The 15,624-nt window shown below is 50.4% G+C and carries 15 protein-coding genes; all 15 read left to right on the top strand.

Annotated features, from left to right (window positions below):
• Positions 1-4 precede the first annotated feature (4 nt).
• The 15 genes from PKO01S_RS09900 (at position 5) to PKO01S_RS09830 (ending at position 15,620) form a co-directional block, all read left to right on the top strand.
• A complete protein-coding gene (locus PKO01S_RS09900; protein WP_127531175.1) occupies positions 5-1,462 on the top strand; it encodes a bifunctional metallophosphatase/5'-nucleotidase in 1,458 nt (485 codons plus the stop codon).
• Positions 1,463-1,666: 204 nt separating this feature from the next.
• Complete coding sequence (locus PKO01S_RS09895) at positions 1,667-2,782, top strand: HD-GYP domain-containing protein (RefSeq protein ID WP_127531174.1); 1,116 nt, start codon at positions 1,667-1,669, stop codon at positions 2,780-2,782.
• A 171-nt stretch (positions 2,783-2,953) separates the two neighbouring features.
• Positions 2,954-4,096 carry a radical SAM/CxCxxxxC motif protein YfkAB gene (gene yfkAB, locus PKO01S_RS09890; protein WP_127531173.1) on the top strand — a complete coding sequence of 381 codons (1,143 nt, stop codon included), beginning with the start codon at positions 2,954-2,956 and terminating at the stop codon, positions 4,094-4,096.
• Positions 4,097-4,136: 40 nt separating this feature from the next.
• Entirely contained in the window at positions 4,137-5,453 is a 1,317-nt protein-coding gene (locus tag PKO01S_RS09885) for a hemolysin family protein (protein WP_127531224.1), read from the top strand.
• Between the two features lie 497 nt (positions 5,454-5,950).
• Positions 5,951-6,331 carry a hypothetical protein gene (locus PKO01S_RS09880; RefSeq protein WP_127531172.1) on the top strand — a complete coding sequence of 127 codons (381 nt, stop codon included), beginning with the start codon at positions 5,951-5,953 and terminating at the stop codon, positions 6,329-6,331.
• 287 nt (positions 6,332-6,618) lie between these two features.
• Positions 6,619-6,837, top strand: a complete 219-nt coding sequence (locus tag PKO01S_RS09875) for a spore coat associated protein CotJA (protein WP_246070519.1) — start codon at positions 6,619-6,621, stop codon at positions 6,835-6,837.
• Positions 6,838-6,843: 6 nt separating this feature from the next.
• A complete protein-coding gene (locus tag PKO01S_RS09870; RefSeq protein ID WP_246070516.1) occupies positions 6,844-7,134 on the top strand; it encodes a spore coat protein CotJB in 291 nt (96 codons plus the stop codon).
• A 27-nt stretch (positions 7,135-7,161) separates the two neighbouring features.
• Entirely contained in the window at positions 7,162-7,731 is a 570-nt protein-coding gene (locus PKO01S_RS09865; protein WP_127531171.1) for a manganese catalase family protein, read from the top strand.
• A gap of 265 nt (positions 7,732-7,996) precedes the next feature.
• Positions 7,997-8,197 (top strand): hypothetical protein, encoded by a 201-nt coding sequence (locus tag PKO01S_RS09860; protein ID WP_127531170.1) that lies wholly within the window; start codon positions 7,997-7,999, stop codon positions 8,195-8,197.
• Between the two features lie 377 nt (positions 8,198-8,574).
• On the top strand, positions 8,575-10,239 hold the full coding sequence (locus PKO01S_RS09855; RefSeq protein ID WP_246070515.1) for a sensor histidine kinase: 1,665 nt from the start codon (positions 8,575-8,577) through the stop codon (positions 10,237-10,239).
• Positions 10,236-11,480, top strand: coding sequence for a response regulator (locus PKO01S_RS09850; protein WP_127531168.1), 1,245 nt, complete (start codon positions 10,236-10,238; stop codon positions 11,478-11,480). The genes PKO01S_RS09855 and PKO01S_RS09850 overlap by 4 nt, the downstream gene beginning before the upstream one ends.
• Before the next feature lie 329 nt (positions 11,481-11,809).
• Positions 11,810-12,301 (top strand): YhcH/YjgK/YiaL family protein, encoded by a 492-nt coding sequence (locus tag PKO01S_RS09845; protein ID WP_127531167.1) that lies wholly within the window; start codon positions 11,810-11,812, stop codon positions 12,299-12,301.
• A 40-nt stretch (positions 12,302-12,341) separates the two neighbouring features.
• Positions 12,342-13,760, top strand: a complete 1,419-nt coding sequence (locus PKO01S_RS09840) for an ABC transporter substrate-binding protein (protein ID WP_127531166.1) — start codon at positions 12,342-12,344, stop codon at positions 13,758-13,760.
• 130 nt (positions 13,761-13,890) lie between these two features.
• Positions 13,891-14,766 (top strand): carbohydrate ABC transporter permease, encoded by an 876-nt coding sequence (locus tag PKO01S_RS09835; protein WP_127531165.1) that lies wholly within the window; start codon positions 13,891-13,893, stop codon positions 14,764-14,766.
• Between the two features lie 11 nt (positions 14,767-14,777).
• Positions 14,778-15,620: a carbohydrate ABC transporter permease gene (locus PKO01S_RS09830; RefSeq protein WP_127531164.1), complete on the top strand. Its 843-nt coding sequence runs from the start codon at positions 14,778-14,780 to the stop codon at positions 15,618-15,620.
• Positions 15,621-15,624: the final 4 nt, after the last annotated feature.

The following is a 15,624-nucleotide window of genomic DNA, read 5'->3' as shown; positions in this document are numbered from 1 at the left end:
AGGCATGGAAACAGCGAATAATTGGCCGGTTGAAGCCGTGCTGCTGCACAGCAATGACATTCATAGCCGTCTGGAGAATGCCGCCAGAATGGCGTCGCTCATCGCGGAAGAGCGTCGTTTCTATGGAAGCGACCGCGTCCTTGCAGTCGACATCGGAGACCATATGGACCGAATGCGTCCCGAAACAGAAGGCAGTGACGGCGCAGTTAACATTGAGCTGCTTCATGCCGCATGCTGCGAAGCAGCAACACTTGGCAATAACGAAGGGTTAACGTTTGTCCCGGAGACGCTTGAATCGGTATACCGGAACTATGCGAAATTTCCGGTGCTTGTCGCGAATGTCAAACAGCTGCATGACAGCGAATGCCCGGCTTGGCTGGCGCCTTCCACGATTATCAGCAAGGGCGGCATTCGGATCGGACTGATTGGCGTAACCGCACGATTTCCCGACTTCTATGAGCTGCTCGGGTGGGAAGTGACCGATCCGATTGCTGCTGCAGCTGCCGAGGCAGCGAAGCTGCGGCCGCATGTTGATGTACTCGTCGTGATGTCTCACATCGGACTGCCGCTTGACCGCCGCATGGCAGAAGAGGCCCCAGGCATTGATCTTATTCTTGGCGGCCACACGCATCATCTGCTCGAGGAGCCGCTCGTAATCGGAACAACGACGGTATGTGCTGCAGGCAAGTTCGGCGAACGGATTGGCCGCATCGAGATTGGAATCGATCCGGCGACGTCCCGGCCCAGGTTCCGGGCATCCTGCGTTCCGGTCGCAGCCTATGACGAGCATCCTGAGGCGGCTGACATCATAGAGCGTTACCGCGAGCTGTCATCGGAAAGGCTTGGGTGCGTCGTTGCGCACCTCGAGACGGCGCTGGAAGCCCGCACGGATCAGGAATCTCCGCTTCCGAACCTGCTGGCAGCGAGCCTGCGACGCTGGACGCAAGCGGAGATCGGTCTTGTGAACAACGGCCAGCTGCTTGCCGGACTTTCTGCTGGCGATGTGACGGCCGGTGAGCTCCATGCTATCTGCCCATCCCCGATCAACCCTTGCCGAATGAAGCTGAGCGGTGCTCATATTCGAGAGGCGCTGGAGCAATCGCTGCAGCCTGAGTATATCGAGATGCCGATCCGAGGGTTCGGCTTCCGCGGTTTGGTGCTCGGCACGCTGTCGGTGGATGGGATGAGGCTTGAGGTGGAACATACGGCATCCGGGCAACTGCAATTGTCAGCCGCCTTTGTCGGGGATGAGCCGTTAAATGATGAGCGTGAATATACGGTCGGGACGATCGACATGTTCACATTCGGGGTAGGGTATTTGTCGATAAAGCAAGGAACGGAAGTCCGCTACTATTTGCCGGAATTTATTCGGGATTTGCTTGCGGACGCGCTGCATGACAGCGATTCCATTGCAGAGGCTGCCAGAGAAAGGATCATCGTTCGAGGCGGAGCGGCAACATAGCTCCTACTCGAACGATTTTTTTTGGCGTAATATGTCGGATTTTCCCGAAATATTGGTTGCTCTTTTCTTATTTATCTCTTACATTAACAATACAAGCATTGCTAACCGATATAATATAGTAGATTTCTCGCTCGACAAATGCCGATAGCGTTTTGTCTTGCATTAGGATTAGAGCATACACCAGTTGCGGGGCGGGATAATAAGATGCGCTTAATGCCCATATCGATGTGTCAGCCTGGTATGAGGCTGGCGAAGAAGATTTTTTCCGATGAAGGTCTCGTACTGCTGGCTGAGGATATTGAGCTTACCGCTCGAATGATCAGACGGTTGAAGGAAACCGGAATTTCTTACGTCTATATAATGGATAAACGTCTGGACGATATGGTCGTTCCGGACATTATTAGTGATGACACTCTCCGTTATGCGCTGAAGGAGATTCGGCAAACGTTCCGGCAAATGATGGACCGGCCGAACGGCAAGCGGGGCGTTACGTATCCGTATATATCGAAAAATTATCACAACATCATGAACATGGTTTTGGATGATTTGACCGCGCAGCCGGACGCCATGATTATGCTGATGAACTTAAGCTCCGTCGACCATTATTTGTACCAGCATTCGTTGAACGTCTGCGTCTATACGACGCTGCTTGGCATTGCCGAGGGGTACAACCGCGATGAATTGAAGGCGCTTGGGATGGGGGCGATTCTGCACGATGTCGGGAAGAGCCAAGTTCCGGTCGAAATATTGAAGAAGCCCGGCAAGCTGACGCAGGATGAGTTCGAAATTATGAAGCAGCATACGGAGATTGGCTACAAGATGCTGAAGGATGAGCCTAACATTCCGCTCTTGACTGCACACTGCGCACTACAGCATCATGAAAGGCTGGATGGCAGCGGTTATCCGAGAGGTCTTCATGGCAACGAAATCCACGAATACGCGAAGTGGATCGGTCTCGTTGATTCGTATGATGCGATGACGTCGAGGCGAGTTTACCGGGAAGCGATGCTGCCGCATCAGGCGATCGAGCTGTTATATGCCGGTACGGGCACGCTTTACGAGCAGCATATGGTTCAACAGTTCCGCGACAAAGTCGCGATCTATCCGATCGGCTTGACGGTCACCATGAATAGCGGAGAGACGGGAGTCGTCGTTGATATTAATGCCGCTTGTCCCCACCGGCCGATTATTCGTGTATTGGAAGAATGCGGCGAAGCAATCGGATCGCCTTATGAAATCGATTTATCCAAACAATTAACAACGATGATTGTAGGAGTCAATAACGAATCGACGGAAGTGCCGAATGCTGCAGGATTATAATAGCGCAACAATCCCGCCCTGGTGGCGGGATTTATTTTTTGTCTACCAGGGCCAGGTATACGCGGTGTTGGCCTCACGATTTGAAGAAAACGTTATTTGCGTCCCGCCGCTTCGAATATTACAATGGAAGGTAAAGCTTTCATTCATAAATGTTGAAAATAGGTGCTGAACATGAATCATATATTAGCGTTGAACAATCAATCCGTCCCGAGCAAGCCGCTATCGCCGGCGAATGACCCTTGGGATCCCATCGTTTCGCTGCAGCGGCACGGACGCCATGTGCTGACAAGCGTCGAAATGACCGTTTCGAATTTGTGCAATATGCGGTGCGAGCATTGTGCCGTCGGCGATACGCTCGTCATGGCTGAACCGGCGAAGATGCCTCTGGATCTTATGCTGCGCAAGCTGGACGAGGTCGAGCATTTGGAGACGATCAGCATTACCGGAGGCGAGCCTTCCTTCTCGGATGCAACGGTACGGAATTACATCGTGCCGCTCCTTCGCTACGCACGCAGCCGGGGAATCCGTTCGCAAATTAATTCGAATGTAACGCTCGACTACAAACGTTATGAGCAAATGGCGCCGTATCTTGACGTCATGCATATATCGTTCAATTATACGACGGCAGACGATTTCCATCAGGTTGGGTTCGCGAAGGCAGGTCATTCGGTGTCTCGGGAAACAGCTGTCCGTCTGTATGAGCGGATGATCGACAATGCGCGCCGGTTGAGCGAAGCAGGAGTTCTTGTATCCGCTGAATCGATGATCAACTATCGGACCCATAATAAGATAGCGGAGATTCATCAGTTGATCGTGGAGATGGGTTGCCAGCGGCACGAAGTGCATCCGATGTATCCGAGTTCTTTCGCTCGCGACCTGCCAATGCTTTCCCGTGAGGAAATGCGTGCTGCAATCGAGCGTCTTCTCGATGCGCGTGACCAATCGATATGGATGCTGTTCGGTACACTGCCGTTCTTCCGCTGCAGCACGAACAAGGAAGAACGCGCACTGCTCACTCGGCTCGCTTCGGAGCCTAACGTGACCGTTCGCAACGATCCGGACGGGCGCAATAGGCTTAATGTCAATTTGTTCACTGGCGACGTGTTCGTCACGGATTTCGCTGACGTTCAGGCATTCGGCAACGTGAAGGAGGACCGGTTGGATGACGTCTTCGAACGGTGGCTCCAAGGAGATCTTGCGCAGTCAGTCGGATGTCATTGTCCTGCTGCTGGCTGCTGCGGACCGAACTTGCTCGTGAAAGATATGTATTATAAAAATGACGATTTCCTCCGGCGTACGGCAATCATCGATTAATGATTAAAGGAGAAGTGCCGATTTGGACCATACCGAATTTATGCCGGGATCGATTATTACGAATTTGCTAATCGTTATCGTGCTCGTTCTGCTGAACGCTTTCTTCGTCGCCGCCGAGTTCGCATTAGTGAAAGTGCGACAGACGCGGCTGACACAGCTTGCGAATGAAGGGAACGCTCGCGCCAAATATGCGCTGAAGGTGAACCGGAAACTGGATGCCTATCTATCCGCGACACAGCTTGGCATTACGCTCGCATCGCTAGGTCTTGGCTGGGTAGGCGAGCCGGCGATTTCGGAGCTGATCGTCGAACCGCTATTGTATACGTTCGGCGTAACAGATAAGGTGCTGATATCGACTTTGTCGGTCATTATCGGCTTTATCGTCATTACGTTCATGCACATTGTGCTTGGAGAGCTGGCGCCGAAGTCGCTTGCGATCCAGAAGTCCGAGAGCGTGTCGTTATGGCTGTCTTGGCCGCTTATGATGTTCCACCGTATCTTCCTGCCTGCGATCTGGCTGCTTAACGGAACGGCGAACCGGCTTCTCCGGTTGATCGGCGTTCGGCCTGCCAGCGAGATGGAAGGTGTACATACTGAGGAAGAAATTCGTATTCTGATGGATCAAAGCGCACAGAGCGGCGTCATCGATAAGGACGAGATGACGCTGTTCGATAACATATTCGAGTTCTCGGACCGGTTGGCACGGGAAGTGATGCTGCCGCGAACAGACATGGATTGCATCTATATGGACCAGACGTATGATGAGATTGTGAAGCATGTATTTACAACTAAGCATACCCGGTACCCTGTTGGCATCGAAGACAAAGATCAAATTATCGGCTTCGTCCATATTACCGATCTGCTGACAGCGGACGGTCTCGGAAAGAAAGACATTCGCCGGTTTATTCGTCCGATCCTGAGCGTGCCCGAGTCGATGGAGATTAGCGATGTGCTGAAGCTGATGCAGCGGAAGCATTCGCAGCTTGCGATCGTCGTCGACGAATATGGCGGAACAGCTGGTATGCTGACGACGGAGCTCATTCTGGAAGAAATCGTTGGCGAGATTCACGACGAGTTCGATACGGAGCAGCCGAGCGTCGTCGTGAAAGGTGACATCACATCTGTCGAAGGACGGATGTTGATCGAGGACGTGAACGATATGTTCGGTCTTGAAATCGTCGACGAGGACGTCGATTCGATTGGCGGTTGGCTGTTCACGAGGATGGAGGGCGTGCCCGTACAGGGCGCTCGAATTGCTTACGACAGCTACTGGTTCGAGGTCGCAGAATGCGAGCCGCTTAGGGTGTTGCGGGTTAACATTTATAAGCAGGATTCAGAGTTGGAGCCGGAGGAATAGAAGTCTTAAGGCTGCACAAGTAGGAATTATACCGCTCCCACTCCTCAGACGAATGTTCTTCCGTTCGCTGTTGTTGCCAGACATTTTGAACAATCATCCAGTGTGGAAATCCGATAAAAACGGCTAGCTACAAGTTTCTCGGTGAAAAGCTACTTCGAAAGCAAAGGCTCGCTTCTTCAGAATGATTCGTCTTCTCCGTTCCCCGTGTACGTCATTTCAAAAACCAACCTCTCCTCAGCAGTATGCAGGCATCGGCCCCTTCTGCTCTGGGTAGAGGTTTTTTGAACTTTTTCTCCTGATTACTTGATTTTCACTTAAAATAGGCTGTGCGAAAGGTCATCACCCCGAAAACTGTTTCACTATATGTTGAATTACTAAAAAAGGGTAATATAGACCTGTAAATAATAAGAGATGTTGTTGATTAATCTTATTAAGCCATGACTTCAAAGAAAGGGAATAAATCCAACCACATTAGTTGAATATTCTGGAGGTAAATGATGAAATCAAAAATTATTTTGATCGTATTTCTTCTCCTCATATCTATCATGCTAGGGATATTCAGATGGGATAAAGATTCTTTTATTACTGGGGATATGGAATATAAAGTAGATAGATGGACTGGACAACAGTGGGTGGAGTTTTATCCGCCGAATGCATTAGTTACAAAACCATTTGAATATCCTGTTTTTGGCGAAGCGAAGTATTCAAGTAACGAGGAAATGGCGGAGATTATAAAGGACAGAACATTGAATGGCGATCTTATCGATCCTTGGCTATTAAGGATGAGAATAACTCATATTTATTATGGCTTTAATATTGGATTGGTGTTGTTGCTTCTCTATAGCGTGATGTTATTCTTCAAAGAAAAGAAACGATGATAAAATCATGATTGAGTAGATTTACAAAGGAAAAATCTAGAATTTATTCGAACATACGACACCTGTATGTTCTTTTTTATGTCCACGACAAAGAGGGCTGTTCATTGCCTGGGAAATAGTTCACATGTTCTTGGGACAAACGCCAGGCACATATGTTGGAGAAGAGTGATTACGACTCGAAGGAGGCGGCGATCATGAACAGCAATAACAACATGATTCCGAACGTGAATCCAACGATGACCGCGAACGCCAATGCCAACGTATATGCCCAGCCATTTGTTGCTGGCGTGAATCAAGCGGGTTATCGCGAATGGCGGCCTTTTATCGGTCCCCATGATCCTTGCCCGCCCGTGTACGTGAAGACGTATGTCGTACCGCCGAATCAATATATCCCCTATCAGCCCATGAATTTGCCGCAATTCTCGCTGAGTGAGGCGCTGAAGTTCGGGACGCTATGGCCAGCATTGTTCAGCGCATATGAATCCAAGAAAGGAAAAGGGGGGTGACCTTCGTTGAGCGAACAACAGCAAGAGCAGATCGAGGAACGGAAGCTGGATGAGCAGTATTATCAGAAGCTTCGGCAACTGCAAGAGCTGGACTTTGCTCTCGTCGAGCTGACTCTGTATTTGGATACGCATCCGAATGATTTGCATGCACTCCAGCAATTTAATCAACTGGCGCAGCAGCGGCAGCAGTGTGCCTACCAGTTCGAGATGCAATATGGCCCGCTGCTGCAATTTGGCCACAGCTACTCGCGGTTTCCGTGGCAGTGGTCAGAGCCGCCATGGCCGTGGCAAGTCTAATGCTGAATCGGGAGGGGGTGCCAGGAGATGTGGATTTATGATAAAAAGCTGCAGTACCCGGTACGTGTCAGCAAATGCGATCCGATGATGGCCAAGTTTCTGCTGGAGCAATACGGCGGGGCGGACGGAGAATTAGCCGCTGCGCTTCGATACTTGAACCAGCGGTATTCGATTCCCGATAAGGTCATTGGGCTGCTAACGGATATCGGGACGGAGGAATTTGCCCATCTCGAGATGATTGCCACGATGGTGTATAAGCTGACGAAGGATGCGAGCGTTGATCAGATGAAGGCTGCGGGTCTTGGTTCCAATTATGCGCAGCATGACAACGGAATGATGTACACGAATTCCTCCGGAGTGCCGTGGACGGCTGCCTACATACAGGCCAAGGGTGACCCGCTCGCCGATCTGTATGAGGATATCGCGGCGGAGGAGAAGGCGCGGGCGACGTATCAGTGGCTCATTGATATGACCGACGACGTAGATCTGCAGGACAGCTTGAAGTTTCTGCGGGAGCGGGAGATCGTGCATGCGCTTCGCTTCAAGGAAGCGGTCGAGATCATTAAAGAAGATCGGGCAACGAAGAAAGTATTCTAAGACTTCGAAGAACAAGTCAGCTCAAAACTAGGAAAAGTCATCCCATATTGGATGGCTTTTTTTAAGTTGTTTTCTAACCGGGAACGGCTACATTGCGAATGATGGGGAGCCTTAATCGCGGATAGACGCTAACCATATGTTACTACATAGTTAACAATGTAGGGATACATCTTTAATTTGTTAGGTTTTTATGAGTATGCTTTCATTTTATAATCTTCTTACCAAGAATAAACAATAGACTATAGACCAGGGGGAGAAATACGGTTTGTTCAAAATATTCGATCATAATTACAAATCGTTCGAGGGGATGGTTGCTTCACCTGATCATGAGGTTGTCGCATCCACTATACTTGATGTCATCTCGATCATTCGCCACTACGGAGTCATCACGATCTATGGAAAAGATGAAATGATCTTAACGAGAAAGCAATTCAAAGCAGCGATGGAAATACTCAGCACGCGCTAACATTACAGCACGGAACCGGTTTAGGGCGTATCTTTATATCACAAGGCTTGGTCTGCCTCCTGGCAGGCCAAGCCTTTTATTTGCGTCCGGTATCGGCGCTGCCTCAAGCGCAGGTTTCATTAATGTCCCCGCTGATTGGGAACGATAACAATAGTATCCGCTTTGAATCGAAGCTGTGAAGTAATGCTAAATACAAAAATTAAATATATAATAATAGCTAATAAAGAGGGTGGATTTTATCGGAGGGGGTTGATTCAATGCGGTTTTTGCAATATTTTAATGGCCGCTGGAACTCTATACGCAATAAAATATTCATTTCAACCTTGATATTCCTTATTATTCCATTTATTATCACATTTAATTGGATGAATAAAACGTTGGAAAACGTCATTGAGCGTAAAATCGGCAGCTCTGCCCAGGAGTCGCTGTATCTTGTTAACCTGAACATTGGGCTGTTCCTGGAGGATATGCTCCGGTCTTCCGTCGACATTGCAACCAATCCGAGCATTACCAAGCTGCTTAAAGAGCCGGAGTCGTTCACGCCGTACGAGAAGCTGCGGTTGAACGACACGGTATTGAACCGGCTGTACAGCTCCTATTTCACCAATACGTATGTAACGCTGTTCGACCGGGAGGGCCGATGGCTCAGCACGAGCTATTTGCCGGAGGAGCTTCATCAGCAATATGTTGGCGCAGCTTGGTACAAGCAGATGTTTGGCAAGCCCTATCAGCAGAAATGGATGTTCAACTACAACGAACGGCTTTATTTGGACCGCAAGCCCATCATTACATTGGTAAAAACGATTACGGAGCTCCAATCAGCACGTAATATCGGGATGGTTGCATTCAGCGTATCCGAGATGGATTTGCGGAGGTATCTCGTTGGTCTGAAAGGCGAGGTTTACCTCGTGGATCAGAAGGGGACGGTCGTCTCCAGTCTAACCAAAACGATGGTTGGTCAAAGCCTAGCTAGCGATAGCTATATGGACATGGTCAGAACGAGCAAGAACGGCCAAGAAATTTTCGAGAAGAACGGGGAAAAATGGATAGTCAATCACGGCACGATTGGGATAAACGGGTGGAAAATCGTTCAGTTGGTGCCTTACGACACCGTATTCAAAGAAATTTTCGATATCCGCCATACGAATCTTGTCTTGTTTATTCTCATTTTTATCGTATTCCTGCTCATTACGTTCTCGATTTCGTACGGTATTTCTAAACCGTTGAAGCTGCTGAGGAAGCGAATGCGTGAACTGGAGGAAAAGGGCTTTCACTCGACGCTATCCGTGTCGGGTCCGCAGGAGATCGCTTCGCTCATAGAAACCTACAACCGGATGGTGAAAGAAATACGCGGGCTGCTGATCCGGGTAAAGGAGGAATATGAGCAAAAGGAGGATATGCGTTTTCGGGCGCTGCAGGCGCAGATCAATCCTCATTTTTTGTTAAATACGATCAACAATATCAAGTGGATGGCCTATATTCGCAATAACGAAGAGGTTGGGGACATGCTCTCCAATCTTGGCGGGATCCTGGAAGGAAGCATCGGCAGAGGGGGAAGCCTCACTTCTCTCAAGCAGGAGCTCGACTACATTGGAAATTACATGGGTCTGATGCGAATGAAATATCACGATACCGAGATGACGATTGACGTGCCGGACGATCTGATGGACCAAGAGGTCATTCAGATCATGCTTCAGCCGGCGATCGAGAACAGTCTGATGCACGGTATCGAGTCCTCAAGCGAAGCGGGGCGGATTGCGGTCAGAGCCTACGAAGCGGAGCGGTGCTTCGTGCTGGATATCTCGGATAACGGCGTCGGCATGCCGCCGGAGCGGTTGGAGGAGATTCGGCAACGCCTGTCCGGCGAAGCATCGGATGCGAACCCGCTGCCGGAGCGAATCGGGATCAAAAATGTGCATGACCGTTTGCGGCTGCAATATGGAGAACAATATGGTATCCGCATATTCAGTACACCGGGAGAAGGCACCACGATCCAGTATGTGCTGCCGCTTTGCCGCGCGAATAGGGGGGATGAAACGTGAAGCTGAAAGTGATGCTGGTCGACGACGAGCTGTTGGTGCGCCTTGGAGTCAAATCGCTGATTGACTGGGAGGAGCATGATTTCGAATATATCGGCGACGCTGCCGACGGCGAGAAGGCGCTTGAACTAATGGAGCGGCAGGCGCCGGATATTTTGCTGACCGATATCGTCATGCCGCGCATGGACGGACTTGCGTTAATCGAGGCTGTGAAGCATCGCTACCCGAATACGCTTATCATCGTATTAAGCAGCCATAATGAGTTTGAGTATGTGCGCAAGGCGATGAAGCTGGGCGTGGAGGATTATTTGCTCAAAACGTCGATGAAGCCGTCCGAGCTGCTGGAGCTGCTCGTCGAGGCTTCGCGCAAGCTGGCCGAGAAACGGGAACGGAAGCCAGCAGCGGATGCTGTCAGCCAAGGCTTGGAGGGATCGGAGGCTCCTGCGTCTGCGTATGAAAGCCGCCGGGAGCGAATGGCGGAGCAGTTGACCATTCGGTTGTTGGGTCATTCGGTACAAGGAGAAGAGCTGCCTCCCGGCCGTTATCTTCTTATGCTGGGCATTAAGAGCAGGCGGGATGGGGAATTGGAGCAATCGGTTACGCGGCTGCTGGAGCATTTGATCGAATCCGAGCTTGCTGCCGTATTAGACAGTCGTCCGGTGCCGATCCGCGAAGGTGAAATGGCCGCTCTACTGGCAAGGCCGGAACAGGCTGAACAAGCGCCGGATTCCGTTGCCAATTCTGAACGGCCGCATGAGCTGGAGCGAGCGGTAAGTCAATTAGTGAATGCATCGAACCGGTTGCTTGGCATAACGCTGCATGCGGAGACGAGCGGGCTGCTAGCGGATTGGGCGGCTGCGGCTGATTTCTATGAGGCGTTTAGGGAGAAGCTGACGGAGCCGGCACCGCGCGAGCCCGCGCGCGAGGACATCAAGCGTTTGCTGGATTACATGTCTGCGAATATTGCGCAGGATATATCACTAAAGCAAGCTGCAGACATGATCAATATGAGCGAGAGCTATTTGAGCACCATTTTCAAGAAGGAGACGGGCTTAGGATTTACGGATTGGATCAACGTCAAGCGAATTGATCAGGCAGCGGCGTATTTGGAAGAAACGAGCCTGCCTAGCTATACGATCGCAGAGCAAGTCGGCTACGAGAACATTAATTATTTCGGGCGGATATTCAAAAAGCTAAAGGGTGCCAGTCCCCAAAAATATCGCGCACAAAGGCAAAAGCAATAGTCTGTCTCTCTTATTTTGCTGAGTGTCATGCAGCTGCGTATAAAGCCTCCCTCTCTAAAAAGACGAGGAGGCTATTCTTTGATTATTGGAGTTGTAAGCGCATTCAAAAGATCGTGAACAATGATTCGTAAAATCGTGAATATTCGCAACGAATCCAAAAATGTTGAATAAATGTCCTTAACTCTGTTCCTATTGGAGGCGTTTTCATCGCTATATAATTGGCGTAGAAGCCATCCGAACAAGCTAGCGTGGAACACAGCCATCGCGCTGCATCAACGCTCATCGGCACGGATCGTTTCGTCACCTTTGGAAGAGGAGGATAGAGCGACATGATTATAGGATCCGTCGATCATTGGGACATTCAGCGTCAATGGATGCACCCCGTCATAAGCCGGGCGATCGATTATTTGGTCCGGCAGGAAACGGGCACACTGGAAGAGGGCGTTCACCCCATCTGGGGCGAGGAAATGTACGCACGGCTCATGCAGCTGAAGACGAAGCAGAAGGAAGAGCAGCCTGCCGAGAAACATGAACAGTACCTCGATATACATTACGTGCTGCATGGAGAAGAGATTATCGGCTGGAAGCGGGACGACGGTATGAGCATTCCGGTTCAGCCATACGATGCGGAGAACGATTGCGCATTGTACGGCGAGCTTCAAGACGAGATGATGGTTACGCTGCGTCCGGGCATGTATATGGTGCTCTTTCCCGACGACATCCACCGTCCGTGTCTGACGGCCTCGACGGCTTCCGATCTTCGGAAGATCGTCATCAAGGCGAAGGTGTCATTGTTATCGTATTTCATAAGAACGGATTGAAGCGTACGAAGTGACAAGATATTCAAGGGGGAAATCATCTATGTTCAACAAACGCAAGCGCTTGTCGGCAATCTGTACATTCCTGCTTGTCATTGCCGTCCTGGCCGGCTGCTCCAGCAACTCGGCAGGAACGGATACGAGTCAGAATAACGGCACCGCAGCAAGCGGCAAGAAGAAGGTCGACATCTCGCTGTGGCTTACGCCGCAATGGAAAGGCGTACTCGACGCGACGGAGCCAGATGCGGACTACGACAGTTTCTTCAAGTATGCGGCCGATAAATTCGCCAAGCAATACAGCAAGTACGATGTAAAGGTCAATGTCCAGGTCGTAGCCGGCGATCAGCGGGACGAGCTGCTGAATGTCAACCTTAATGGCGGAACGCCTCCTGATATTTTCTTTGAAAGCGTTTTTGCAATGGGCGACTATGCTCATCGCGGTGCATTGGTACCACTCAATGACATCGTCGACGATGCAGCGAAGAAAGATATCGAGCAAGGCTACTGGGACAATGTAACGTTCGGCAACAACAAGGACATCTACTTCTATCCGTTCTCGCATAACCCGGGTACGCTCGTATACAACGCCGATATGTTCAAGGCCGCAGGCCTCGAGACCTTCGTCGGCGGCGAGAACGAAATCAAGACGTGGACGATGGACGAGTACAACACCATTCTGAAGACGCTGAAGGAAAAGCTGCCTAAGGATAAATATCCGAACGCTTATCCGATGGCTCTCTATGCGCTCAATAACCAAGGCGACACATGGAATCTGGCTTATCTTCGCTCGTTCGGCAACTCGTTCTTCAACGCGAACGGCAATATCGTGCTTAACGATGACAAAGGCGTAAAAGCGGCGCAATGGATGAAGAGCATCTATGATGCAGGCTATACGAACCCTGGCGCCGAGTCCGTATCGTCGAACGATGCGAACGCGATGTTCCAGAACCAGCAGCTTGCGGTCAGCTTCACGAACTCGATTCTGTACAATAATGCCAAGGCTGATATGAACGCAGGCAAATCGCCGAAATTCGATGTACGCCTGGCTAATATTCCGTCCGTAACCGGCAATCCGCTCACCTTTACGTATGTAGTAGGCGCTAGCGTATTCAAAACCGGTGACGCAACGAAGACGGAAGTTGCCAAAGACTTCGTCCAATTTTTCTCCAGCGATCCAGAGCTTGTCCAAGCATCGAAGAACAGTGTGCCGGTCAGAACTTCGGTCGTTAACGAGCTGAAGGATCAATACCCGCTGTTCGCTGCTTATGGCGCCAATGCATCCCACATGTTCAGCTTCACGGGCAACGTGCCTGGCTACAGCGAGCTTCGGCAAGTGCTTTATCCGGAACTGCAGGCTATGTACGTCGGCGAGAAATCGCCGGAGCAGGCCGTTAAGGATTATGAGTCCAAGGGCAATGCCGTTATTCAAAAGGCGAAGGACAGCTCGGTTATCAGCAAGTAGGCGCCTTAGCGCCGCGGACCAACCGAAGAGCGGGTAACGTCCCCTGCCCAAGCAATGCCGTTAAGAATCAATACTCGGCCTTCCGCCGCTCTGTGCGGCGGGAGCCGAATAAGAAAGGGAACGGATAACCATGAAACTACGCAATCAGGTTTGGAAGGAAAACGTAACGGGCTATCTGTTCATTTTGCCGCAGCTGCTCCTGTTTCTTATTTTTATCGTCTATCCGATTCTGGAAGGCATGAGGCTTAGTCTTTATAAGATCCAATACAAGCAGGAAACGTTCGTCGGCTTTCAAAACTATTCCACGCTGTTCCATGATCCCGTGTTTTTTAAATCGATCTTCAACACAGTCGTATTTGTTGTCTTTATCGTTATTCTGACTGTAGGCTTCGCCCTGTTCGTATCATCCGCCGTGTTCGACAAGAACGCGAAGTACGTATCCTTCATCCGGGGAAGCTATTACATCCCGGTCATGGTATCGATGGTCGTCATGAGCATGGTGTGGGGCTTTCTGCTCAACCCGGCTAACGGATTAATTTCGTTTACCGCACGCGAGATGCACTTCAGCACATTCAATCTACTTGGCAACAAAAACACGGTATTGCCGGTCGTCATCTTCGTTACTTTTGCGACCAATGTCGGCCAGGCGATCATCCTATATATCGCGTCCATGATCGGCGTTCCCAAAGATTTGTTCGAGGCGGCCGAAGTAGACGGTGCAAGCCGCTTGAGAGTTATCTTCCAAATCTTGATTCCGCTCGTCAAGCCGACAACGATCTATATTTCGATCATCAACATCATTGCTGTTCTGAAAATATTCGTTGTCATACAGATGCTGACCGGCGGGGGACCGAACAACGCGACCGTTACGATGATGTATTACCTTTACAACAATGCGTTCAAGTATAACCAGCTTGGCGTCGCATCCGCTGTAGGGGTTATTATGTTCATCATTACGCTGATGTTATCGGTGCCTCAGCTCAGAGCGATGTTCAAAGAGAAGTAAGGAGGATAACGATGCAACCAGTGAAACCGGTTAAAAAAAGGGAAGTCTATGACGTCGTCTCCAATACCGTCATTATCTTTTTCGCGATACTGAATTTATTCCCGTTGTACTGGCTGTTCACGAGCTCGCTCAAAAACAGCTCCGACGTGATTAAGATGCCGCCGGACTGGTGGCCCAAGTCGTTCACGTTCGCCAATTATAACGAAGTGTTCCAGAACCAGCCGGCGCTTCGCTGGACGTTCAACAGCTTGTACGTGGCAGGCCTGTCGACCGTGCTGGTCGTCGTCTCAAGCGCAATGGCGGCTTATGCGTTCTCTAAGCTTCGCTTCAAAGGGAGAAACGTGATCTTCATCATGTTCGTCTCCAGCATGATGGTGCCGAAGGAAGTGATGATCGTACCGCTGTTCAGACTTACGCAGCAGCTTGGTCTGGTCAACAGCTTGTACGGCATGATCTGGCCCAACGTTGCTATCGCATTCGGCGTCTTCTTGCTTAAGGGCTTCTTCGACAGCGCGCCGGACGCGCTTCGCGAAGCAGCCCGAATCGACGGAGCTGGCGAAGTGCGGACGTTCCTGCAGGTTATACTTCCGATCGTGAAACCGGGTATCGGTGCGTTGTTTATTTTGAACTTCGTCCAAGTATGGAACGACTACCTGTGGCAGCTCGTTGTCGGACAAGAGAAGAACAGTAAAACGTTGATGGTGGGCATTGCGACGCTCATGCAGGATCTAAATCCTAACTTTGCCTACAAAATGGCAGGTGCGACTGTCGCGGCCATTCCGATGCTGCTTATCTTCATTCTGTTCCAGCAATATTTCACACGCGGCATCTCAATCGGCGCCGTGAAGGAATAACGGG

Origin of the sequence: Paenibacillus kobensis NBRC 15729, assembly GCF_004000825.1 — a bacterium.
Taxonomy (GTDB): Bacteria; Bacillota; Bacilli; order Paenibacillales; family Paenibacillaceae; genus Paenibacillus_T; species Paenibacillus_T kobensis.
Note: the sequence above shows the minus strand (reverse complement) of the source record. Positions and strands in the feature narration are given on the sequence as shown.

Coding starts and splice junctions, on each gene's coding strand:
- yfkAB (WP_127531173.1), top strand. CDS start 2,954: ATGAATCATATATTAGCGTTGAACAATCAATCCGTCCCGAGCAAGCCG.
- PKO01S_RS09845 (WP_127531167.1), top strand. CDS start 11,810: ATGATTATAGGATCCGTCGATCATTGGGACATTCAGCGTCAATGGATG.
- PKO01S_RS09900 (WP_127531175.1), top strand. CDS start 5: ATGGAAACAGCGAATAATTGGCCGGTTGAAGCCGTGCTGCTGCACAGC.
- PKO01S_RS09830 (WP_127531164.1), top strand. CDS start 14,778: ATGCAACCAGTGAAACCGGTTAAAAAAAGGGAAGTCTATGACGTCGTC.
- PKO01S_RS09840 (WP_127531166.1), top strand. CDS start 12,342: ATGTTCAACAAACGCAAGCGCTTGTCGGCAATCTGTACATTCCTGCTT.
- PKO01S_RS09880 (WP_127531172.1), top strand. CDS start 5,951: ATGAAATCAAAAATTATTTTGATCGTATTTCTTCTCCTCATATCTATC.
- PKO01S_RS09865 (WP_127531171.1), top strand. CDS start 7,162: ATGTGGATTTATGATAAAAAGCTGCAGTACCCGGTACGTGTCAGCAAA.
- PKO01S_RS09835 (WP_127531165.1), top strand. CDS start 13,891: ATGAAACTACGCAATCAGGTTTGGAAGGAAAACGTAACGGGCTATCTG.
- PKO01S_RS09895 (WP_127531174.1), top strand. CDS start 1,667: ATGCGCTTAATGCCCATATCGATGTGTCAGCCTGGTATGAGGCTGGCG.
- PKO01S_RS09885 (WP_127531224.1), top strand. CDS start 4,137: ATGCCGGGATCGATTATTACGAATTTGCTAATCGTTATCGTGCTCGTT.